The following is a 22,059-nucleotide window of genomic DNA, read 5'->3' as shown; positions in this document are numbered from 1 at the left end:
GAAGCCAGGACTTGTCGCACTCGACGCCCACTGCGACAACTCCTGCGCACTCGCGACCGGCCTCGGGACGCCGGACGCCCGTCGCTCCTGTGCCGAGCACCCCGAGACTCCATTAGTCGTCGCACTCGAGATCGACTGCGACAACTCCTGCACACTCGCGGAACCGCGATCGGAGGAGTCCGGCGAGAAGCCAGGACTTGTCGCACTCGGCTTCGAGTGCGACAACTCCTGCACACTCGCGAGCGGAGGCGGAGGCGGCGGCGGAGGCGGCGCAGGACGCGCCGAGACGACGGAGGCCGCCGCGCTCGAGCTCGAGTGCGACGGCCTCCGGACCGTCAGGAGCAGGCGCCCGCGGGTCAGGACTCCGTGTCGACGAGCGAGTCGAGGTGCGCGAGGTCCTCGGACGAGATCTCGAAGTCGACGTCGGCGTTCTCGACGATGCGCGAGGGCGTCGTCGACTTCGGCAGCGGCAGCACGTCCTTCTCGAGCAGGTAGCGGATGCAGAGCTGCGCCACCGACTTGTCGTACTTCGCGGCGATCTCGCCGATGTCGGAGTTGTCGAGCAGGCCGCCCGTCGCGAGGGGTGAGTACCCCTCGACGAGGATGCCGTGCTCCTTGCAGTACGCGGTCGTCTCGTCCTGGGTGTTGCCGACGAACCAGCGGATCTGGTTGGCGTGCGGCACCACGTCGGTCGCCGCGATCAGCGACTCCAGATCGGCGACCTGGAAGTTCGAGACGCCGATGGCGCGCGAGCGACCGGCCTCGAGGATCTCCTCCATCGCCTTCCACGCCGCGATGTTGCCCTCGCGGTGGTCGGAGCCCATGTCCTGCCAGGGCCACGGGGCGTGGATGAGGTACAGGTCGACGTGGTCGAGCTCGAGCGCCGCCATGGTGGTCTCGAAGCTCGCCTTCGCGCCCTCGTAGTCCTTCACCTCGGCCGGGAGTTTGGTGGTGATGAACACCTCGTCGCGCGGGACGCCGCTGTCGCGCAGGGCCCGGGCGACGCTCGCCTCGTTGCCGTAGGCGCGGGCGGTGTCGATGTGGCGGTAGCCGGCCTCGAGCGCGGCGGTCGTCGCGTCGTAGGCCTCGGGGCCGTCGGGGATCTGCCAGGTGCCGAACCCGATCTTCGGGATGGCGACTCCGTTGGACAGCGTGAACGTGTCGGTCAGGGCGGGCATGACTCTCCTCTGCATCGGTCTTCTCCGCGGCCCGCCACCGGCGGCGCCGCTCCTTCCACGCTAGGCCGGGCCTCCGGCTCGCGCGGGCCCCTTGCGCTGTGCGCCTCCGGTGCTACGCGGCCGTCGCGCTCCCCGCCGCCGACCCCGCAGAAGTCGCAGGTCCCGCACTCGAGCACCGCGACTTCTGCGGACTCGCGAGCCGGCACCACCGGCCCGCCCCCGCGAGCGGCCGGCGCCTCCCCCCTGAGGCGCCGACCGCTCAGCCTCGCGCCACCGACCAGGGGGTCCGCAGCGCCCGCTCGGCGAGGAACCGCCGCTCCCCTGTGATCGACACCTCCGCCGTCACCGCCGCGTCCGCCGCCGAGGCGCCGGCCGTCAGCCGCAGCGGCCCCGGGTCCACGGCGAGCCGGCCGTCCTCCCCCGTCACCGCGAGCCGGGCCGCGTCGACGTGGAAGTGCATCGTCAGCGTCTCGCCCGCCGCGATCGGCACGCGCGCGAAGCCGATGAGCTGCGCGACCGGCCGCACCACCGCCGAGGTCGGGTAGCCCGCGTAGAGCTGCACCACCTCGACCGTGTCGGCGCCGTCGTTCCGGAGCGATACCGCCACGTCGAGCGATCCGCCGACCGGCAGCTCCGCCGCCGTCGCCAGCGCCGTATACGTCACCGCGCCGCGGGTCAGCCCGTAGCCGAACGGGTAGAGCGGAGTCGCGTCCAGCGCCGTGATCCCGGGGTTCGAGAGCCCGAGCGACGGCTGCAGGTACGTGGTCGACGCGGACGGGAGCCGTGGGATCTGCACGGGCAGGCGCCCGGTCGGAGCCACGCGGCCCGAGAGCACGCCGGCGACCGCAGCCGCCCCGTCCGCTCCCGGGAAGAACGCCTGCACGAGTCCGCGCGCCGCTCCGAACGCCCCGAGCGCGTAGGGCCGGCCCGAGAGGACGACCACCACGGTGGGCACGCCGGTCTCGAGCACGGCCGTCACCAGCGGCTCCTGCGCTCCGGGGAGGCGGAGGTCGGCCGCGTCGCAGCCCTCGCCCGAGGTGCCGTCGCCGAAGAGCCCGGCGATGTCGCCGACCACGACGACCGCCGCATCGGAGCCGCGGACGAGGTCCACCGCCTCCTGCACGCCGTCGGTCGACGCGGAGGTGATCGAGCCGCCCTCTGCGAAGCGCACGCGCGACGCTCCGAACTCCTCCTGCAGCGCCGTCAGCACCGTCGGGATCGACAGGCCGAGGTCGTGCCCGGGGTGCTTGGAGAGCACGTGGTTGGGGAACGCGTAGCAGCCGACCAGGCTGCGGAACTGGTCCGCGGCCGGTCCCACGACGGCGAGCGAGCCGGAGGACAGCAGCCCCGCGACGTCCTCGTCGCGCAGCAGCACGACCGACTCCTCCGCGATCCGCGACGAGATCGCGCGGTTGCGGGCGCTGTCGAGGTCGACGTCCTCGGCTCCCTCGGGCACCAGCGGGCCGCCGTCGAGCAGGCCCGCCTCGAACTTGTGGCGGAGGTGCCTGGCCACGGAGCGGTCGAGGTCGGCCTCGTCGACGACGCCCTCGCGGATCAGGCGCGGCAGCTCGCCGTACGCCGCCGTCTGCGGCAGCTCGACGTCGACCCCGGCGTGCAGCGCCAGGCGCCCCGCGTCGGCCGCGTCGACCGCGACGTGGTGCATGGCCTGGAGGAACGGCACCGCCCAGTAGTCGGCGACGACCGTGCCCTCGAAGCCCCAGCGGTCGCGGAGCAGCGTCGTCAGCAGGTGCCGGCTGGCGCTGCTGGGCACGCCGTCGATGTCGGTGTACGAGGTCATCACGCTGCGGGCGCCGCCGTGCCGCAGAGCTGCCTCGAACGGAGGCAGCACCGTGTCGGCGAGCTCGCGCGGCCCCATGCTCACGGGTCCGTGGTTGCGGGCGCCGCGGGAGGCGGCGTACCCGGCGAAGTGCTTCAGCGTCGCGACGACGCCGGTCCCCTCCAGCCCCGCGACGTAGGCGGCGCCGAGCTGCGAGACCAGGTACGGGTCCTCGCCGAGGGTCTCCTCGACGCGGCCCCAGCGGTAGTCCTTGACGACGTCGACGACCGGGGCGAGGCCCTGGTGGATGCCGAGGGCGCGCATGTCCGAGCCGATCGCCTCCGCCATCTCGCCCACGAGCTCCTCGTGGAAGGTGGCCGCCCAGGCGAGCGGAGTGGGGAACGCGGTCGCGCCGTACGCGGCCAGGCCGGTGAGGCACTCCTCGTGCGCGATGGCCGGGATGCCGAGGCGGCTGCCGGCGACCACGCGCTCCTGCAGCTCGCGGAGCCGGCGGACGCCCTCCGGGACGGTGACCGGCTCGGTGCCGAACACGCGGGTCAGCTGGCCGAGGCCGCCGGTGAAGAGGTCGTCGCCCGTGGCGGGCCCGTCGTCGAGCTTCGGGGCGAAGTCGTCGGCGGAGTCGGTGAGCCAGACGGAGCCGAGCTGCGCCGCCTTCTCCTCGAGGGTGAGTTCCTGGGTCAGGAGGCGGGCGCGCTCGGCCGGAGGCAGAGCGCGGTCCCGCCAGTCCCGCCCGGGAGGACGCACGGCGTCCGTCCCGGGCAGTGCTGGGGAAGCGTCGTGCATCAGCCCTTGAACGCCCCGTCCATGATCCCGGACACCATCCGGCGGCCGACGAAGAAGAACGCGATCAGCAGCGGGAGGGTGGCCATGAACGATCCGCCCATCGCCAGGGCGACGTCGATCGAGCGGTTGGCCTGCAGCTGCTTCAGCGCGATCTGCACCGTGAACAGCTCCGGCGACTTGAGGACGATGAACGGCCACATGAAGTCGTTCCAGACCGCGGTGAAAGTGATCAGTCCGAGGACGAACGCCGCGGGGCGGACCACCGGGAAGGCGATGCGCCAGAACAGCTGCCACGAGTTGGCGCCGTCGATGCGGGCCGCCTGGATCAGCTCGTCGCTGACCGTCGTGGACATGTGCTGCCGCATCCAGAAGATGCCGAAGGCGCTGGCCAGGCCCGGCACGATGATCGCCTGGAGGGTGTCGACCCAGTCGAGCGCCGAGACGATCAGGTACTGCGGGATGATGCTCAGCTGCGCCGGCACCGTCATCGTCAGCAGCACGATCAGGAACAGCACGTTGCGGCCCGGGAACTGCAGCTTCGCGAAGGCGAAGCCGGCCATCGCGCAGAGGATCGCCGAGATGACGGCGATGCTCAGCGACACGATGAGGCTGTTCAGCATCGAGGCGATGAACGGGACGGTGTCGAACACCTTCTCGGCGATCGCCATGAAGTTCGTGCCCGGGTACAGGCGCGGCGGGATCGACGTGACGGCGGTCGCTCCGACCGACGCGACGACGAACATGTAGTAGAGCGGGAAGATCGAGACGAGCACCGCGATCACGAGGAAGACGTAGGTCGGCCAGCCGACTCCGCCGCCCTTCCCGCGCCGCTTCGGCAGCTGTGCCTTCTGGACCGTGGGGGCCAGCGTCTGCGGGACGGCCTGGTCGATCACATCCGACATCAGACGGCCTCCTTCCGGGTGCGGGTGGAGAGGTAGAAGTTGAGGAGGGAGACGAGGACCACGATCACGAACAGCACGACGCCGATGGCGGATCCGTAGCCGAACTTGAACTGGCCGAAGCCCTGCTCGTAGAGGAAGAGCGCCAGCGTCTGGCACTGCCGGCCGGCGCCGCAGGTGAGGCCCGATTCGGGAGCCACCAGGAGCGCCTCCGTGAAGATCTGCAGACCGCCGATGGTCGACATGATCACGGTGAAGACGATGATCGGGCGCAGCGCCGGGATCGTCAGGTGGCGGAACTGCTGCCAGCTGGACGCGCCGTCGACGGAGGCCGCCTCGAACATCTCGCGGGGCAGCGACTGCAGGCCCGCCAGGTAGAGGAGCGTGTTGTAGCCGAACCAGCGCCAGAAGACCATCGTCGAGATGACGATCCAGGAGCCGTAGTTCGTGGCGAGGAAGTTGATCGACGGCAGTCCGAAGATGCCGAGGAACCAGTTGATCAGGCCGAAGTTCTTGTCGAAGATCTGCGCGAACACGATCGCGGTCGCCGCGACGGAGGTGATGTACGGCACCAGCAGCGCCATGCGGAAGAAGTTCGCCCAGCGGAGGCGGGCGTGGTTCAGCAGGTGCGCGAGGAAGAGGGCGAACAGCAGCTGGGGCACCGTCGAGATGATGAAGATGCCGAAGGTGTTGACCAGCGCGTTCCAGAACCGGGAGTCGGCGAAGAGCTGCTGGAAGTTCGCGATGCCGACGAAAGTCTGCTCGCCGATCGGGTTCCAGTCGAAGAGCGAGACGTAGAACGTGAACAGGAGCGGGAAGAGCCCGAAGACGATGAAGATGATGAAGAAGGGCGCGACGTACGCGTAGGGGGCGATCCGCTCCGAGAGGGAGTTGCGGATCCGCGCGGCCTTCTGGACCGGCGCGCTGGGCTGCTTGCGCTGCTTGCGGGGTGGTGCTGCTGTCACCGTTGACACGGGAGTACCTCCGTCGAGAAAGGGGGGAGGGGCCCGGCGCGCGAGGCGCCGGGCCGCTCGGGTGGGTGGGGCGATCAGCCGCCGATGGCCTGCTTGGCCGTGTCGAGTGCGGTCGACCACGCCTTGTCGGAGGTCACGTTGCCGGCCTCCAGCTCGACGAGGGTGTTGAGGAGCGCCCCGTTGATCGGGGTGGTGTCCGGTCCGTTGTAGAACGACGGGAACTGCTCGACGGAGGTGGCCATGACCTCGCCGATCTTCGAGTCGCCGAAGAACGGATCGGTGTACGACTGGACCTCTTCGCTGGCGACCGCCTCGGTGGCGGCGGGCAGCGTGCCCGAGGCCTTGAAGTGGTCGGTCTGGCCCTCGGCCGACATCATCGTCTTGATGTACTGCCAGGCGGCCTCGGGGTGCTCGGCGCGGGCGGGGATGGCGATGACGCTGCCGCCCCAGTTGCCGCCGATGCCGGGGACGCTGGTGACGCGCCAGTTGCCGGCGGTGTCGGGGGCGTCGGTCTTGATGCCGGCGAGGATCCACGAGGGGGCGATCGTCACGGCGAAGGCGCCGTTCGCGCGGCCCGGAGCCCAGCCCGAGGACCAGGCGGCGATGCCGGCGCTGATGCCGGCGTCCTTGGTGTCCACGGCGACCTGGAACGCGTCCTTCACCTGCGGGTTGGTGTCGTAGACCAGCTCGCCGTCGGGCGAGTAGTACTTCTCCGAGACCTGGTTGACGGTCGAGAAGAAGACGCTGGTCTCGATGTTGTCGACGAACGGCTTGCCGGTCGCCTCGGTGTACTTCTTGCCGGTCTCGATGAAGGACGGCCAGTCCTTCCAGAGCTCGGCGACCTGGTCGGGCTCGGTCGGCAGGCCGGCCTGCTCGAAGAGGTCGGCGCGGTAGGCGAAGCCCAGTCCGCCGACGTCGGTCGGGACACCCACGACGGAGCCGTCGTCGGCGGTCGCGGCGGAGGCGGCCCACGGGAGGTAGGTGGAGGCGACGTCGTCGCCGCCGAGGGTGCGCAGGTCGAGGAAGTTCGAGCTGTTGGCGACGAACTGGGGCAGGTCGTCGTTCTGGATCATGACCAGGTCGGGCACCTTGCCGCCGGCGAGGGCCGCGGTGAGGGCGGTGGCGGTCTCGGTCGTGCTGCCGACCTCGGAGAGCTTGATCTTCGCGTCGGGCATCTTCGCGAGGTACTCGTCGACGCTGTCCTTGGCGTTGATGCCGGTGAAGGACCAGAAGGTGGCTTCGGCGTTCGGGTCGTCCGAGGCGCCTCCTCCCCCTCCGGACGAGCACCCGGTCAGGGTGAGCGCGACTACTGCTGCTGCGGCGGCTACGGCCGTCAGGCTTCTTTTCACGACAATTCCTCTTCGTTGGGGATTCGCAGGGTTTCGGTGAGGGCGGGCCTCAGAGAACGATCTCTTGGCGGCCAACCTAACCCGCCCGCGAGCACGATGCAAGCGAGAACCGGTCTCCGCGAGATAACGATCTCCGCCTAGTATCAAAGGGAAGTTTCGCAAATCGAGCAGTTCCGGACGGCCGCCCGCCGCCCCGTGCGAGTCTTCACTCCGACGCTCTCCCCACCGTGCTCCGCGGGGAGGCACGGAAGCCGGAACCTCCCCTCGCAGAAGGAAGCAGCATGACTCGACCCACGCTGGTGGACGTCGCCCAGGCCGCGGGCGTCTCGCGCGCCACCGCCGCCCGGGTGCTCGCAGGCGGCACCAATGTCGACGTCCGGATGACCGCCGCGGTCGAGCGCGCCGCGAAGTCCCTCGGCTACGAGGCGAACAGCGCCGCCCGGATGCTCCGCGGCGGGCGGGCCGGGGCCATCGCCCTGATCGTCGCCTTCAACGAGCTCGACAGCCTCACCGGGACGTTCTTCACCTCGGTGCTGAAGGGCGCCGCGAAGGGCCTCTACGCCGGCGAGGTGCAGCCCGTGCTGCTGCCCGCCGACCACGACGACAGCGACCGCATCCCCCGCTTCCTCCGCTCGCGGGCCGTCGACGGCGCGATCGTGATCCTCCAGCACGAGATCACCCACCTCGCGCAGGCGCTGGCCGACTCCCCCGTGCCGATCGCGTGGGTCGGCCGCCCGCGCGTCGCCCTGCCCGAGGACGCGATCGTCATCGACTCCGACAACTACGGAGGCGGCCGCCTCGCCGCCCGCGCGCTCGCCGACTCCGGCCGCCGGCGCCTGGGCATCATCGCCGGCCCGCACGACATGGAGCCCGCCCGCGACCGCATCCGCGGCTGGCGCGACGAGCTGACCGAGCTCGGCCTCGACTCCAGCCCGATCGTGCACGGCGCCTTCACCCTCGAGAGCGGTTCCGCCGCGATGGCCCGCCTCCTGCAGCGCCACCCCGACCTCGACGGCGTCTTCGCCTCCTCCGACCTGATGGCCAACGGCGCGATCCGCGTGCTGCAGGCGTCCGGGCGCCGCGTCCCCGCCGACGTGTCCGTCATCGGCTTCGACGACGTCGTCATCGCGACCACCTCGGATCCGACCCTCACGACCATCCGGCAGCCCCTGGAGGACATGGGCCGCGTCGCCGCCGAGACCGTCGTCGCCGTCGTGCAGGGCCGCCCGGTCGACCGGCAGCCGATCCTCGCGACGACCCTCGTGCAGCGCGAGTCCGCATGACCCCGCCTCCCCCGCACCGCCTGATCGTCAGCACCGACGCCGCGAACGAGGCCGACGACCAGTTCGCGATCGTCCAGGCGCTGCTGACCGACACCCTCGACGTCCGCGGTCTGGTGGCGGCGCACTTCGGCCGGCCGGGGAGCATGCCGGAGTCGCGCGCCGAGATCGACCGCATCGTGGAGTTGGCGGGATCGACGGTGACCGTCGTCGACGGCGCCGAGTCGGCCCTGCCCGCCGAGGCGTCGGACGGCGCCCGCCTGATCGTCGCGGAGGCTCTGCGCGACGACGGCCGGCTGTGGATCGCCGTGCTCGGGCCGCTGACCGACGTCGCCGCCGCCCTGCTGCTCGAGCCGTCGATCGCCTCGCGCGACGTCGTGGTCGTCTGGGTCGGCGGCCCGCCCTACGACGAGATCCCCGCCTACAGCCCCGAGTTCAACCTGATCAACGACGTCGGCGCCGCGAACCGCGTCCTCGAGTCGGGCATCGCCCTCTGGCAGATCCCGATGCCCGTCTACTCCGGAGTCGGAGTCGGCCACGCCGAGCTGCGGACGCGCCTGCGCGGAACCAGCCCCCTCGGCGACTACCTGGTGGACCAGCTGATCGCGTTCAACGACACCATCCCGTACGGTCCGCTCGACTTCCGGTCGCTGGGTGACAGCCCGGCCATCGGCGCCGTGATGAACCCCGCCGGCGGGCGCTGGCGGGAGCGCCGCGCGCCACGGTTCTCCGCGGACGGCGAGCTCCTGCCCGACGCAGGGCCGCACACGATCCGGGTCTGCGAGGCGTTCGACACCCGCTGGCTGATCGAGGACCTGTTCGCGAAGCTCGTGGAGTTCGGGGATTCCCCCACAACCATTCCGCAGTCGTAGGGCTTACCCGCCGACATTGCGGCCGGTAGCGGAACAGACCCTGCACAAATGATAGCCAGAATTCAGCGGCATGGATCGCGAGCAATTAGGAGTAAAGGCGCAGAGCATCTTCATCGTGCGGGTATGCTCTCAGGCTCGCAATGAGGTTACGTAGGCTTTGGACGGCGATCTCCTCCGCGTCTTCAGAATCTTCCGATGATGCAATGGCCCGCGCGGCGCTCAACACAGCCTGGTGATTCGCATAGACCGGAGTCTCAGCAAGGATGACCTCCATGAGATCCGCGAAATCGACGAAATACCGATAGAGCGTGCCGATGCCCACCTCGGCCCGCATTGCCACCTCTGTAGTCGTTGCGCGATCGCGGCCTTTCTCTATGACGACCTCCCGCGCCGACGCGACGATCGCCTCCCGAGTGCGGCGGCTACGGTCCTGACGCGGTACAACTGATTTCTTTCGGATAGCTTGGCTGTTCACACCGAGCAGTCTTTCATCTCTTGAGTAAAAACGTGACACATACTCATGTGGGTTCTTGCAACGTCGTAGTGGCGTACCCGCGCTTCGGGAGCAGTCGAGTTCTACTCTGATTTCCACGTGTCGACTACGGATGATCAGTGCCTGCGGCACAGCCGCTCCACGACCAGCCTTCAGCTATCCGAATGCAGAGAAAACCTCCTCAATACAGATCGCGCCACCAATCCCGCCACCGCGGCCTCACGTGTTGACACTTTGGCTAGGGATTGGCACCGTCCTTCGAAGACGCAAACGACGTCTACTTCCAATTCAAAGGAATAAAGGAGAATTACGTGAAGAAAAGAACGGCGCGTCGCGCCCTCTCCATCTCAGGTGCGGCTGTAGCAGTAGTGATGACCGTGCTGACGTCGCAGTCTGCGGTTGCGGCAGCCGCCGAACCTCAGGCGCCAGAACCACCTCAGACGCTCCGCGTAGAGGTGCCGATGACGGGCGGCAGCTTCGATCCGGACGTCGCCGAGGCAAACGGCTTCCGGATCGTCACCGACGAGGCAGGGACGCGATCCGAGCCCGTCACGGCTGAGGCGCAGGCGCTGGTCGCTGAGTCGTCCAGCGCTTCTACGTTCGACTCAGCAGTGGGAAACTGCGGTCACGCCTGGTTGAACGGCAGCAAGGGCAATCTTGACACGGTCAATTTCACGACCGGTTACTCAGTCCGCCTCCCCGTGCAGGGCCACCAGTGGAGAGTCCAAGCCGCCGGCTTTATCACCTCTGGCGAGAAGAACTACGCGCAGGGTGCGGGGCCCGGGGTATGGAGCACTCATGACTCGACCGTGGCGATTGGACCGGGGTTCGCGATCGTCCCGGCATTTAGCCCGGTCGCCATGGCGATCCTTGTCGATGGCGAGGAGTGCTACTCCGGCGGACCGAGCTTCACCTTCGGATAGACCCAGCGGAGTCTAGGAGCGCGGGAACTCGTGAACGAGCGGGTTCCCGCGCCTTGCCTCCGTCGAACGGGCGCCGTCCACCGCTGTGACTCGACCCGCGTAGGCGGACTGATCGACCACACGACGTCGACCCAAGTCGGAGGCAGGACGCCATTTTCAAACGTCGAAATCGCAATCGAGAGCGCCTGCATCATTAGTCCACGAAGAATGGCGGATAGATTCCGATTCTTCCGTCGCGCAGGTCCGCGAAGAAGCGGGTTTTGCGCGACCCCACGAGAGACCTATCGACGACCGGTGACACGATGACAACGTAGTCGAAGATCTCCTGCTCCCAGACCAGGCAATTGCGGTAAATGTGGCCTCGAAGAGGACCCTCGACTCCCCGACACAACAACTCCGTGCCCTGAACGGGGAGAAGAAGAGCATTGACCGGCGCGAGTGTGATGCTGTGAGCAATGCCGGGCTGCTCGGCCTCCACTTTGTCAAGTAATGCGTCGACGTGTTGCTGCACGTTAGTGGCCATAATGTCTTCGTCATCCTCTCCTACTGTCTTAAGCCGAGGGGCTGGCACTAAGCTTCGCAACTAGCCCTTGGCTATGGCATCGAGCTGAGTCCGAAGTCCGACGAAGCCCACGCTCGGTCGCAATTTAAAGCCTAAAGTCGAGCCGCTCGCACGGATAGGGTCGCGCACGGGCCGAGCGGCTTCACGACCCGCTTTCACGACGAGCACTAGCGGCACATTCGCTCGCCTCCTACAAATCCGCATTTAGCCCAAGCGCGCTCCTCGAGGAAAGCCCGGGCCGATTGCTCCCGACTCATGCGGCGGCATCAGGCGAGCGGACCGAAGCGGCAAAAACACACCGCGCAACGCATCGCCGCAAACACGATGTTCTGCGTCGAGCGCATACTCGATCAACCGTATGAAGATGGATCACCGAGCACAAGATCCTGTCGCGTTCGCGCGCCCCCCGTCGCGTCTGCAGCGCGCGCCGTCTCGCGCTTGACCCGGATGGCAAGCTCGTTCGCACAGCCGGACGCATCCCGTTCCGTATCGGTTGAGGAGAAACTCCCTTGGCGGCATTTAGCGGCTACGCCTCAGTGGCTAGGTAGACCAGCGGAGCCTTCGGATCAGGTCCACCAGCGCCTCGATGTCCTCGGTCGTGGTCCGCCATGACGAGACGGAGATGCGGAACGCGGCCCTCCCCTTCCACGTGGTCTGGCCGAACCAGGTGTCTCCCGAGGCCTGCGCCGCGGCGACGATGCGCCGGTGCGCTCGGGATCCTCGGTGGCGACGAGTACCTGGTTCAGCACCACCCGGTCGAGGACCTCGTGGCCGGCATCGCGCAGCCCCTCCGCGGCGGCGGATGCAGGTCCATGGTGCGCTCGATGAGGTCGGCGACTCCGGCCCGGCCGAGAGTGCGCAGAGCGGCTCACACCGGGACTCCGCGGGCCCACCGGGAGAACTCGAGGATGCGGTTGCGCTGGGCGTCGGGCGAGGGATGGAGGTGAGGTAGACCGCGTCGGAGCTGAGGGTCGCGGTGAGAGCTTCCGCATCCCGGACGACGACGATGGCGCTGTCGTAGGGCGTGTTGAGCCACTTGTGCCCGTCGACGGTCCACAAGTCGGCGCGCTCCACGCCGACGGTGAGGTGGCGACGCCTCGAGGCGCGGGCCCAGAGGCCGAAGGCTCCGTCGATGTGCACCCAGGCACCCCCGTTCTAGATTTCGAGCGCCCGCCCGTCTTGTACAACGAGGCATCCGGAACGCTCTTTCGGCTTCAGCCGAATGGCACATATTCGCCTGGAAGCACGGGAATGTCCTAACTCCGGATGACGATTCGAACGATCAGGTGCGCGGGGCGCAGGAGTACTGCGCAGTCAGCACAGTGAACGCGGCGGTCGTGTCGCTGACCCCGCCCAGACCGAACACCACTTCGACGACCATCACGCCTCTGACGCCCCGGCCGACCTCATCGACGACACCCACCGCATCCCTACCCGGAATGGCGGGAAGGTCGAGAGGCAGGTAGGGCTGCAGGCAGTCGGCGCGCAAAATGACGTCGATCGGGTTGACGCTCGTCGCCTGGACCCGAATGTGCACCGAACTCTCGCCGGCATGGGGCTCGGGACGCTCGTTAGCGGGTTCGGGTGCGGCGGCATGGACAAGGTCAGTGGCCGCGATCAACGCTTCTGGGGAGATCTTCCCGGCCGCAAGAAGACCATCCCGGCGAGGAGCACACATACGCAACCTGACAGAATAACGGTTATCAGTAAAGCCGGGAAGACCTACTGCGCTATCACCAACCACGCGTCGGGCTGTTCAATTCCGGCCGCGTCTGGTGTTCGTGACGGGCGTCCCGCCTACTTGAAGGCGGCCCGCTGAGCGTGTCGGCAACGGCTAAAATGAAACCTACGTCGGGAGCTTCAAGATCGGCGACAGCTCAACGGGCACGGCGAAGTTCGACAAGCTCGTCAGCCGTTGGCCCAGCTCAATCAGCCGCAGCCATGGCCAATTCGCTCGTAACGACTCCGCCGGAATTCTCGCAACCGCCTGTAGGCCCTGATCTTGTTCTTCTTAGATCGGGATGTTTCGGGAGTCGTAAAGTTCGATTAATACATCGATCATGTCGAGTGCGGCGGTGTAGAAGAGTGCAATTGAGACAACACTGGAGGTCACATTGTAATCGCTCGACGTTTGGTCCGAATCACCCACCTTTTCTCGCTCTAGCAAGGCGATCATCATGCTTTGATTACCGTGAGCAATACCGCTTGCCATTTGCCATAGGGTGAGCGGCGGAAGGGGGAGGTCAGGAACCGATTCTGCCGCGTACTCAAGGCGTGCGGTCACGGGAGCCAGCGACGTTAGGGTTTTGGGATCCCGCGCCGCGAGGCCGGGACGCGTCGCGATCTGCTCGCGAAGGCGATTGAGCGTTCGGTCAAACCCCGGATCGGCGACGGCTTCGCCTGGTTTAGTTGTGCCTGTTTTCATGGACCGCACTAGCCGACGGTTTTCATACGTGAGTTGCATCGATCGTAGCAGTCGTTCGTCCCTTGATGCGGGGTGGAGAATCCATAGCCCCGTCGCAGTCGCTTCGTACGCCGTTCGAATCAGCGTGAACGAGGACATGGCGAGGATCTTTCCGCCGCTTTCCTCCACGCTGACTAGTAAGGCATGAAGATGATCCAGGGCGACACCAAGATTGTTGCGGATCAGGTCCGGGACGGGGTTGTAGCTCGCCGCATTCCGGTCGCCGGACAATGAGGAGCCATTCGCAACATCAAGTTCATCCGTTCGAGCGGCCACCTGCTCGTATCGCCGAAACTGGCGCTGCAAGATTTTCAGGCCGAGCCGAGCTTGGGAATCGGTTTCTCGAGTGTCCTTCTGCGCCATGACAAGACCTTCTCACGCGGAATCCTGGGCGCTCGCTTCCAAGCGCCTCATTGTTAGTTTGGATGTTGCACGGAACACATCCGCAACGCCCCACCGGTGAGCTCGGAACCAGGATGATCCATGCCTGGGCGACGGTGTGTCTGATGTCGCGCAGGTGTACGGCGGAGCAGAGTTTGTCGGAGTCTATGACGATGGGGCGCTCGGTGCGTCGGTGGCGCGTTTGAGGCTGTAGGTGAACACCGTGTGCCCGGACGGCGTCAACGGACACGGCAAGCTGCAACGCCAGCTCAGCGAGGCTGGAATGTCGGACGGCGAGGTCGGCGACGTGGTGGATCCAGATGTGCTGTTCAGCGAAGTTGACGGCGTACTGGACGCTGTGGAGAAGCCAGCTATGCACGTCTACCCACTACCCGCAGCCAACTCGCAGCCCTCCCGATCGACGCTATCCACTTCGGCAACGAAGAAGCAAGGGCCGATGCTGCGGCCCGCCGACCTCGGTTGGTTCGCCAGCGCACTTAGAAGGGCCGCCCATTCTCTTCGCTGAAGAAGCCGATCTCGAAAAGTGCGTGATGTACCCGAGTACGTAAATCGGGACGAAGAGTGTCGCCGGATTCCTGGAACCATAAGTTCACCGCTTGAATGTCGTACTGCACCATCGGGCGATCGGCGCCAAGATTCCCCGCGCATATAGCTTCGAGAGTCGTAACGGCATCAGGGAGATTCAGCGAACGAACAAGGCGCTCCGACATGACCCCCATCGAAAGTGGTGCACCCCTGTGGATCTTTGCAAGCCCCGCCGTGAACGAAAAAAGATCGACGTCACTTAGGTCAGGAGAGCCCGCGAGTACGTCACTTGCTCGCCAGAGGTTCGTACCACCGCCAGCGTGTACCGCCACCCACCGCAACATCTCGATCCGCCGCGACCCGGCCGGGTCATCATCGATAGTGTGCTCGGGAAACAAGAACCGTAGTGCACTTTCGCAAGAGCTCTCATCACGGAAGATTGCCGACCAAGTACTCTCCTCGATTGCCGTGATCGGTAAGATGTTGAAGAGGACAGCGGTTAGTGCAGGAAAGGCTGCACCGTCGGTTGACTCGCTCGCGTAAGAGTTTAGATGCGCCAGGTCGCTCGCGAGGAGAGCGAATGCAAAGTTGCCAGAGTCCCAGTTTGCGGTGAGTAACATCGACCGAGATTCTTGGGAGCTGTTCGGGCCGACGAACTGGCCGGAGTACCGTTCCCACCACTGCGCATCCCGGTGTAAGAGCCATCGAGCCCAGTGGCCGATGCTGCGGGTGAAAAGCAGGTCACTGAGCGCGATGCTCGCAAGTCGGTCGAGAGCGTGACTCAGGGCCACATCTCGCGTGATATTACCGTCAATAGGCGAACTCAGTGCTACAAGAAGGTGCACTACTTCGCCACGAACGGAGAATAGGGCCGGCATGCCGTAATCGTGTTCTTGAGAGCCAAACCAAGTGACCATTAGGATGCTTGCAGGCAGTACTTCTTCGGTCCACCAGTCAATGTCTTCAGCTTGAGGAGGTTGTTCGGCGACGCGATGGCGGAGGTGTTCGAGCACCGTCTCGGCGAGTTGGCTCGCTACCGGCCTCGCCGACTCGCTTCCGTTCAATGCGAAATCGTTTACCTCGGCGACGAGGTTCATCCAGAGCGACTTCAGTTCGCCCCAGGATGGCATCGGCGCTTCGCCGGGGTCACTTTTGAGGGCACGGAGCACTTGGAGCCGCGACCCCAGATCTTGTATTCGGGCGACCGCCCGAAAATGTGTCAGCCACTCCTCTCGATGAAATTTCACGTGCGCTTCTATCTGCTGATACCGACGCGACAGAAGGTTTGGATCACCGGGATCACCAAGGGCAGATGAGCTGTTGAGTACTTCCGTCAGATCGACGACTGTCATGTCATCGAAGTCAATATCCTGCAGCGGAGAGCTATGTGCGCGCGGCGCAACAGAAGGATCGTAGGCGGGCTGGGGTCCGAAATTGACGTCTTGAGTGGCCGCCTGCTGTAGGACGCGTCTCCACATCTCGGGCCTTGCATCTTCGGGTAGGTACGCGGTCCACTGGGCCTCTCTGAACCAATCCGCGCGATAGCTAACGGCCGGATCTAGATCAGCAGACACTACATCTGGCGAGGGGGCCTCTCCAAGTATGGCTCGAATTGATGATACGGCTTTATCGCCAAGCAAGGGAAGAGTTGCGGCTAGCAGGTTATAATCTGGCACTTCTGGCCACTCGGAATTGCTCATGCGATCTATGACGAGATCGAATCCCCGGCGAGCGAGTAGGGCACGTCGCCCCGGATCCGATGTCTCGATGGCCTTGGCCAAAGCAGCTGCGACGAGCGCTTCATGGCTGCGCTTGCCAAGCATCGTGAGGTCGACAGTTTCGCCCAACGCCTGTTCTGTTGCAACGACATCCAATGAGGTTTCGATTAGTACGTGAGCGAGAGTTTGCGCTCTCGTAAACTTGTAACGGAAATGTTGTTCTATGGCGTGGGGAGTTTGCCTGTCAAGCTGGGTAAGAGCATTTATAATTGCCGACGAGAATTTTGACCGATCGGGAGGAGCAGCGGTTGGAAGTTGCGAGAGCGCGGATTCCAGTACCAAATTCATCCCGTGAACGGAATGATATTGCCTCGCTAAAACATCGAGGTTGGTAACGAGTCGAGTCAGAACTCTCCACCAGATCCATTTCGGTGAACCATTCATCTGGGTTTGCAACCACCGTGCGACATACGCGGTATGCATTTCTCGACCGGCTTTTCGGCTCAAGCGATCGACCTCGAAGGCTACCGCTGCGCCAGCAATCGAAGCACAATCAAGTAGCTCGGCAGCTACTTCCGCAGTCAGCTTCCGGTCTGCATCAATGCGATCAATTAAAGCCTTGAATTCGTCGGAGTTATTGATGGCCAGGTGGCGGACATAGCTGTATGCCAGCCAGGCCGAACGCCCGGGCAGGAGCTCCTCAATATGGATTGTTCGAGCGAGAAGAGGATCGCGGACGTTGTCGAAGAGGTAGACACGGATGCGCGGATCGGGGTTCGAAGATAGTAGGACGGATATTGATTCGAAATCTTTTGATCTGACCAACTCCCGATATTGCCTCGAAGTTACTGCTAGCGGTGCAACAAGTTCGACAAGCCGCTCAAGCACTCGATTGAGGAGTGCAAGCGCGTCGTCGTAAGTAGTACTCCCATGCACGCCGGCATTAGCGGCCTTGTTCAATTCGCGCATTTCATTCATCGCCGGGATACTCAGGTCTGCTGGCAAACCCGGGTTCAGAACCCCGATAAAGCCTGCCACCCTACTCAAGAAGCCCTTGTTCGCGGCGGCGACTGCTTTCTCTAGGGAATTTAGTTCTTTCTGAAGAGCCGTTCTGAGGTCGGAGTCGACCACATCAATGCTTTGACGCCAACGCTTCACCAATTGCTGGGCTGCGTCTTTTATCCTCGGATCGTCGAGTTTTGGGAAGATGGAATCCATCGCATCTCGAACGCAGTAGCTGATCAAGTTTCCAGTTGTACTTATGGGTTCTTCTGAAATCTCCGAAGTGTGCGCTAGTTGAATTCCCCTAGAGAGCATAGCTAGCCCGCGATCTCCCTGGGCGGAGATTGAGCTCAACGGGCTCAGCTGCTCGAGCAGCTGCTCCCGCCATGCGTTGTCGAACACCGGAATCCCTTCATGGCGCCCTACTGGCGGCTCAAACATTTTTGTTTCTTTGGCAATACTGGAATCCGTGATTGTCTCGACTACCGGACATAGTCACTGTTGTTCGAGAATGAAGTGATGAATTGCGCTTGGTGGTTTCTATCCCCAGGTGGCGTCAGTGTCACCATGTCGAGCAAAGGTTTCGTTGATTCCGAATGCCAGAACAAGCCATCCGTGTGAACTGCTCGGGGTCAGTTGGTCCGAGTAGTGCCTTGTGAGATCGGCCACATTGGCCCAGGAAGCGAGGGCGTCGGTGATATCCTCCCCCTCGACTAATTGGCCAATGTGAGACGAATCCACGCCCGCGCGATCGGCCGTCGCGTAAATGAGGTCGAAGAGCCGCCGTTCCGCAGCTGCGGTGAGGACTTCGCCCGGTGTTACTGCGGCGTCATGGTTGGCCGCAAGTTGTAGCACGACGAAGTTGAGATGCGAGTACTGGCGGAGTGTTGTCATGAAATCGAAGGTATCCGGTGGACAGGCGATCGCGGTAGCGATGTTTCAGATCTGGGTAACTCCTTCACGTTCGATCGACCTCTCTCCTGTTGTTGGCCGCTGTCCTATGCTCAGCTCATGAGTTGGCCTCGTAATCTATACTCCGGCTCGGGCGGTGGGCTCTACACGGGCACCGGCGGTGGCATGTCAGAGTCTCGCGGTGACGGTGCTTCCACGCTCCATGGCGGGGGCGCGTCGACGCTTCGAGGCGGCGGCTTGTCCACGTTGCGAGGAGGGGGACTATCTACTCTGCGGGGAGGCGGCCTGTCGACGCTTCGAGGAGGGGGCCTCTCCACGTTGCGCGGTGGCGGTTTATCGACGCTGAGGGGTGGTGGGCTGTCAACGCTGCGCAGCGGTGGCCTCTGGGACGGTCGAGACGACGAGCCTTATATGAGCAATGTTCCGCCGTGGCCGCTCTACGTTCAGGAGCTCCGCAAGCTTGGCTTGAGTTTTCACGCAGACATGATTTCTGAGGCCCGCGGGCTTCGCTAGCTGGGTTCGATCTTCTGGGGTGTCTCTCGGAGCGCTGTTCGCGAGCCAGTACCGCCCTTCGTCTCGGTCGCGAGCCGGCGGACGGGAGTCAAGGTAGCGGAAATCCCAGCTCGACGGTGAGCGTGTGCCCGGCTGCGAGCACTCCGCCGAGGTAAGTCTCGTGCGGAGCGTGGTTGCAGTCGTGCACGTCCATCCCGAGCATGTGCCCGGCGCGGGAGATGCTCCACCGGCGGTGGTACGACGCGGACGGGGCCATGGCCTCGTCGACGGAGCAGCGGATCAGGCCGAGGTCGATCAGCCCCTCGGTGAGGGCTCGCCCGCACCCGTCCTGGTAGTCCCGGAACCGCACACCCGCACACAGAACCGCGAAGCTCGACGTCAGGCTCTCATCGGAGTCAGGCGCGAACACGCCTCCGCGTCCGCCCATGGCGTCTCGCTTGACGCGTCAGCGGAATGTCCGGCTGATCGCGCTGCCCGTCTGGAACACGGTGATCCACGCGAAGAATCTCTGAAGGGGACGCATCGGGAACACGACGAGCCTCCGCCAGCCCGTTTGTACAGACCACGATCTGACGATCCGGACTCGGGTGCCGCCAGTCGTGCTCACCACGGTGAAGTCGGTCAGAACCGAACTGCTGTGCGGAACATCGGGATACGCGAAGCTCCACGCGATCCGGTCCGGTCGGTGCGCGATCACGAGTTCCATCCTGCGGCGGCGGAACCGGGGCTTCATCTTCATCGGCTTCCCGTCAGGAAGACGTCCGCGTGCGCGGCCGTGCCAGACCGCGCCGGGCGCGACGTCCTGGTCCGCACGATCGATCGATCCGACGATCATCTCCCAGTCGGGGACGCGTGCCGGGTCGGCGAGGAACTCCCACACCTCCTCGATCGGTGCTGGAACGAACGTCTCCGTCGACGCCGATACCCGCCCCTTCATCCTCGTAGCGGTCCGTTCGAGAGGCGCGTCGAACCGGTCGAGCTGCTCGAGCACGGCCCCGGGTGACGTCCCCAAGCGCCCGAGGATGTCGGCGATCAGTCCGCTCGGCTCGGACACGAGGTCTCGGAGCACGGCGGCGGCGTCACCCTCCTTCTTCCTTCCGCTCGAGCGAGTGATGAGGTCCATCGCGCGCTTGCTCCACTCCTACCCGGCCGTCTCATGGAACACGATCCGTCCGGTGTCGGGGAACGACGCTCGGATACCGAGGGACGCCAGCTGTGCCGCATGCTGCTCCTCCACCGCGCGGCGGGCGTCGTCCAGGTCGACCCCCATGCCGCGCAGGGCTTCTCCGGCGGGTTGATCGTTGATGACCAGGGCCAGGAACAGATGCTCGAGGTCGGCTATGCGGAGCCCGGCTCGGGAGGCTTCCTCCATAGCGGCGAGGGAGAGGGCCTGAGTGGTCTGAGCGACGCGAGCGAGCTTGCTCATGCGTTCCTCCTGTGGATCGGGATCGTGGGGTCGACTCGTCTGGAGTGCTTCTTGTGGACGGCCTGCCGGGTGACCCCGAGCGCGTCGGCGATGTCCTGCCACGTCATACCCGCCCGCAGCGCGGCCTCGACCTGCTGAAGCTCCAAGGTGTCCGCCAGCACACGCAACGTCGCCACGGCTCGCAGCCCCGCTCTCGGGTCGCTGGTGTCGGCCGCCACTGCCGCGATCTCTGAGGACTCCATGCTTAGGTTGCTAGTCGCGGCCCTGTCAACCTGGGTTGCACTGGGCGAGGCGTCTTCCGCCGGGCGCTCTCCGCAGCCGGGTCAGCGCGCGGCGCGGGCCGCTTGCGGTTCGAGCCGACAACCGACGGGCGTCGAGCACCTGTGGCAGAGATACGCGCAGCGCACCGAAGCCGACCACACCGCGTCGGTCAGGGGGTCGTTGAAAATCCCCGATCGGATCGTATGTCCGCGGCACCTTCGTTGCGCTCGTGCATCGGGGAGTACCCGGCTTGCAGTATCGCGAACGAGACCCCGATGACGACGATGACGAGCGCGGTTCCGCCGAGCGGAGCACAGAAAGCGGGGCGATGACGCTTCCGGAGGATCGTCCTCGCCACGGCGGCAAGCACGACCACCGCCAGTAGACCTGCGAGAAGAACCCAGAACGAGATCCGCATGAGGTCGTATCGACAGATCCCCGCGCATCCGACCGCCCCGAGAGCCTGCATCCCCATCACGACGACGCCGGCGGAGGCCACCAGTGCCAGGACGAGCCATGAGACTCCCTCTGTGACGACCGGCGGAAGGCGGCGGCGCACGAGTCTCTTGCCGCCCGCGAATTGCCTACGGGCGTGTCGCGGGTCGGGGTCCGTCATATCCCGAATGTAGCGCTCACTACTCAGTGCACCTCTGCATCGCGTGGCCCTCGGGACATCTCCGGAACAAGGTCGTCAGACTCTCGCTCGGCAGTAAGGGTGTGAGCCCGTAGGGCGACCAACGGCTCGCTACGGTGAGGTCATGACGTACACGCGGGACGAGCCGATCGCAGACAGAGCATGCTGATGCGGCACCGGAGTCTCGAGCCCGACGTCCACCCGGACGCCTTCGTTGCTGCGACAGCCGTTCTCGTGGGTGACGTCAGAGTTGCTGCCGGTGCACGTGTGCTTCACGGTGCCGTTCTCTCGGCAGAGGATGGCGCGATATCCATCGGTGAAGACACGGTGGTCATGGAGCATGCTCTGATCCGCGGCCGTGCCGGGTACCACTCGGCAGTCGGTTCAGCTGTGATGGTCGGCCCCCACGCGCACATCAACGGCAGCATCGTGGGCGATGAGGCCTTCATCGCTACGGGGGCTGCTCTCTTCCCCGGAAGCCGGATCGGTGCCGGAGCCGAGGTGCGGATCAACGCTGTCGTCCAGGTCAACACCGTGGTCGGTGAGGGGGTGGTGGTTCCGATCGGCTGGATCGCTGTCGGCGACCCCGCTCAGTTGTTCTCGCCGGACCGACACGACGAGATCTGGGCCGTCCAACGGGAACTCGGCTTCGGTCGGACCGTCTACGGGGTGGGCAACGACGTGTCGATGCGCGACCTCATGCACGGCCAGTCGGTCTTCTACGGCAACCACCGGGACGACACGATCGTGGGACCTCCAGCCGGCGACCACTAGCCGTCCGCGAGACGTTCGTCCGGTGAGGTTCACCCGAGCATCCCGGTTCCGCGGATGTCCCATCAGATCTCGTGCACGGTCTTCGCGACGATCCTGAATCCCCGTGGATGTTCGCGAGCGTGAGGTGGTCCGGGAACGTGTGCTCGTGGATGCGCGGCCGGACCCTCGTCACCGCCATGTCCGGGGAGAGGAAGTCGAGGGACCGGACGAGCCAGACCACCCCGCTGGCGTGACGAAGCCGACCGAGGATCACGGCAACGATCTACCACTTCGGATTCGAGCCCGGATCCGGTCGCGCGGTCCGTCACGTCTACCGC

Annotated in this window: 21 protein-coding genes and 1 pseudogene; 5 read left to right on the top strand and 17 right to left on the bottom strand. The window is 65.3% G+C overall.

Going from position 1 to position 22,059, the window contains the following annotated elements:
- Positions 1-356: 356 nt before the first annotated feature.
- From C5C55_RS08745 to C5C55_RS08725, 5 genes are all read right to left on the bottom strand, one after another.
- On the bottom strand, positions 357-1,178 hold the full coding sequence (locus tag C5C55_RS08745) for an aldo/keto reductase (RefSeq protein WP_104226493.1): 822 nt from the start codon (positions 1,176-1,178) through the stop codon (positions 357-359).
- A 259-nt stretch (positions 1,179-1,437) separates the two neighbouring features.
- Positions 1,438-3,759 (bottom strand): glycoside hydrolase family 3 N-terminal domain-containing protein, encoded by a 2,322-nt coding sequence (locus C5C55_RS08740; RefSeq protein ID WP_104233637.1) that lies wholly within the window; start codon positions 3,757-3,759, stop codon positions 1,438-1,440.
- The gene (locus C5C55_RS08735; protein ID WP_104224678.1) at positions 3,759-4,661 is read right to left on the bottom strand and encodes a carbohydrate ABC transporter permease; all 903 of its coding nucleotides are present in this window, start codon (positions 4,659-4,661) and stop codon (positions 3,759-3,761) included. Before C5C55_RS08735 ends, C5C55_RS08740 begins: the two co-directional genes overlap by 1 nt.
- On the bottom strand, positions 4,661-5,623 hold the full coding sequence (locus C5C55_RS08730) for a carbohydrate ABC transporter permease (RefSeq protein WP_104224677.1): 963 nt from the start codon (positions 5,621-5,623) through the stop codon (positions 4,661-4,663). The genes C5C55_RS08735 and C5C55_RS08730 overlap by 1 nt, the downstream gene beginning before the upstream one ends.
- An 83-nt stretch (positions 5,624-5,706) precedes the next feature.
- Positions 5,707-6,981 (bottom strand): extracellular solute-binding protein, encoded by a 1,275-nt coding sequence (locus C5C55_RS08725; protein WP_104226495.1) that lies wholly within the window; start codon positions 6,979-6,981, stop codon positions 5,707-5,709.
- A 281-nt stretch (positions 6,982-7,262) separates the two neighbouring features.
- Between C5C55_RS08725 and C5C55_RS08720 the strand changes: the two genes are divergently transcribed.
- Both C5C55_RS08720 and C5C55_RS08715 read left to right on the top strand, forming a co-directional pair.
- Positions 7,263-8,264: a LacI family DNA-binding transcriptional regulator gene (locus tag C5C55_RS08720; protein WP_104224675.1), complete on the top strand. Its 1,002-nt coding sequence runs from the start codon at positions 7,263-7,265 to the stop codon at positions 8,262-8,264.
- Complete coding sequence (locus tag C5C55_RS08715) at positions 8,261-9,133, top strand: nucleoside hydrolase (protein WP_104233636.1); 873 nt, start codon at positions 8,261-8,263, stop codon at positions 9,131-9,133. Before C5C55_RS08720 ends, C5C55_RS08715 begins: the two co-directional genes overlap by 4 nt.
- A gap of 85 nt (positions 9,134-9,218) precedes the next feature.
- On the opposite strand, the gene C5C55_RS08710 is transcribed toward C5C55_RS08715, so the two are convergent.
- Positions 9,219-9,608, bottom strand: a complete 390-nt coding sequence (locus C5C55_RS08710) for a TetR/AcrR family transcriptional regulator (RefSeq protein WP_219812998.1) — start codon at positions 9,606-9,608, stop codon at positions 9,219-9,221.
- Positions 9,609-9,997: 389 nt separating this feature from the next.
- Here C5C55_RS08710 and C5C55_RS08705 point away from each other — a divergent pair, with 389 nt between their 5' ends.
- The gene (locus tag C5C55_RS08705) at positions 9,998-10,549 is read left to right on the top strand and encodes a hypothetical protein (protein WP_146080922.1); all 552 of its coding nucleotides are present in this window, start codon (positions 9,998-10,000) and stop codon (positions 10,547-10,549) included.
- Positions 10,550-10,742: 193 nt separating this feature from the next.
- Here the strand turns inward: C5C55_RS08705 and C5C55_RS08700 are convergent, their stop codons facing one another.
- The 4 genes and pseudogenes from C5C55_RS08700 to C5C55_RS16320 form a co-directional block, all read right to left on the bottom strand.
- Positions 10,743-11,072, bottom strand: a complete 330-nt coding sequence (locus C5C55_RS08700; protein WP_104233634.1) for a hypothetical protein — start codon at positions 11,070-11,072, stop codon at positions 10,743-10,745.
- A gap of 579 nt (positions 11,073-11,651) precedes the next feature.
- Positions 11,652-12,251: a pyridoxal-dependent decarboxylase gene (locus tag C5C55_RS17010; RefSeq protein WP_219812997.1), complete on the bottom strand. Its 600-nt coding sequence runs from the start codon at positions 12,249-12,251 to the stop codon at positions 11,652-11,654.
- Between the two features lie 169 nt (positions 12,252-12,420).
- Positions 12,421-12,729 (bottom strand): annotated as a pseudogene (locus tag C5C55_RS08690) (alcohol dehydrogenase catalytic domain-containing protein); the annotation flags it as partial.
- 393 nt (positions 12,730-13,122) lie between these two features.
- Entirely contained in the window at positions 13,123-13,938 is an 816-nt protein-coding gene (locus C5C55_RS16320) for a hypothetical protein (protein ID WP_146080921.1), read from the bottom strand.
- 232 nt (positions 13,939-14,170) lie between these two features.
- On the opposite strand from C5C55_RS16320, the gene C5C55_RS16315 reads away from it, so the two are divergent.
- Positions 14,171-14,482: a hypothetical protein gene (locus C5C55_RS16315; RefSeq protein ID WP_146080920.1), complete on the top strand. Its 312-nt coding sequence runs from the start codon at positions 14,171-14,173 to the stop codon at positions 14,480-14,482.
- On the opposite strand, the gene C5C55_RS16310 is transcribed toward C5C55_RS16315, so the two are convergent.
- The 7 genes from C5C55_RS16310 to C5C55_RS08655 all read right to left on the bottom strand — a co-directional run bounded on the left by C5C55_RS16310 (position 14,454) and on the right by C5C55_RS08655 (position 20,950).
- A complete protein-coding gene (locus C5C55_RS16310; protein ID WP_219812996.1) occupies positions 14,454-17,438 on the bottom strand; it encodes a hypothetical protein in 2,985 nt (994 codons plus the stop codon). The genes C5C55_RS16315 and C5C55_RS16310 overlap by 29 nt on opposite strands.
- Positions 17,439-17,762: 324 nt before the next feature.
- Positions 17,763-18,116, bottom strand: coding sequence for a hypothetical protein (locus C5C55_RS16305; RefSeq protein ID WP_146080918.1), 354 nt, complete (start codon positions 18,114-18,116; stop codon positions 17,763-17,765).
- Positions 18,117-18,735: 619 nt separating this feature from the next.
- Positions 18,736-19,074 carry a M24 family metallopeptidase gene (locus tag C5C55_RS08675; protein ID WP_374954236.1) on the bottom strand — a complete coding sequence of 113 codons (339 nt, stop codon included), beginning with the start codon at positions 19,072-19,074 and terminating at the stop codon, positions 18,736-18,738.
- A gap of 18 nt (positions 19,075-19,092) precedes the next feature.
- On the bottom strand, positions 19,093-19,770 hold the full coding sequence (locus C5C55_RS08670) for an SRPBCC domain-containing protein (protein ID WP_104233629.1): 678 nt from the start codon (positions 19,768-19,770) through the stop codon (positions 19,093-19,095).
- Positions 19,771-19,788: 18 nt separating this feature from the next.
- On the bottom strand, positions 19,789-20,073 hold the full coding sequence (locus C5C55_RS08665) for a Clp protease N-terminal domain-containing protein (protein ID WP_104233628.1): 285 nt from the start codon (positions 20,071-20,073) through the stop codon (positions 19,789-19,791).
- The gene (locus C5C55_RS08660; protein WP_104233627.1) at positions 20,070-20,315 is read right to left on the bottom strand and encodes a hypothetical protein; all 246 of its coding nucleotides are present in this window, start codon (positions 20,313-20,315) and stop codon (positions 20,070-20,072) included. The genes C5C55_RS08665 and C5C55_RS08660 overlap by 4 nt, the downstream gene beginning before the upstream one ends.
- A 188-nt stretch (positions 20,316-20,503) precedes the next feature.
- Entirely contained in the window at positions 20,504-20,950 is a 447-nt protein-coding gene (locus C5C55_RS08655) for a hypothetical protein (RefSeq protein ID WP_146080916.1), read from the bottom strand.
- Between the two features lie 180 nt (positions 20,951-21,130).
- On the opposite strand from C5C55_RS08655, the gene C5C55_RS08650 reads away from it, so the two are divergent.
- A complete protein-coding gene (locus C5C55_RS08650) occupies positions 21,131-21,742 on the top strand; it encodes a gamma carbonic anhydrase family protein (RefSeq protein ID WP_104233625.1) in 612 nt (203 codons plus the stop codon).
- Positions 21,743-22,059 lie beyond the last annotated feature (317 nt).

Origin of the sequence: Rathayibacter sp. AY1C2, from assembly GCF_002931195.1 — a bacterium.
Classification (GTDB): domain Bacteria; phylum Actinomycetota; class Actinomycetes; order Actinomycetales; family Microbacteriaceae; genus Rathayibacter.
This window is presented reverse-complemented; position numbering and strand designations above follow the sequence as displayed.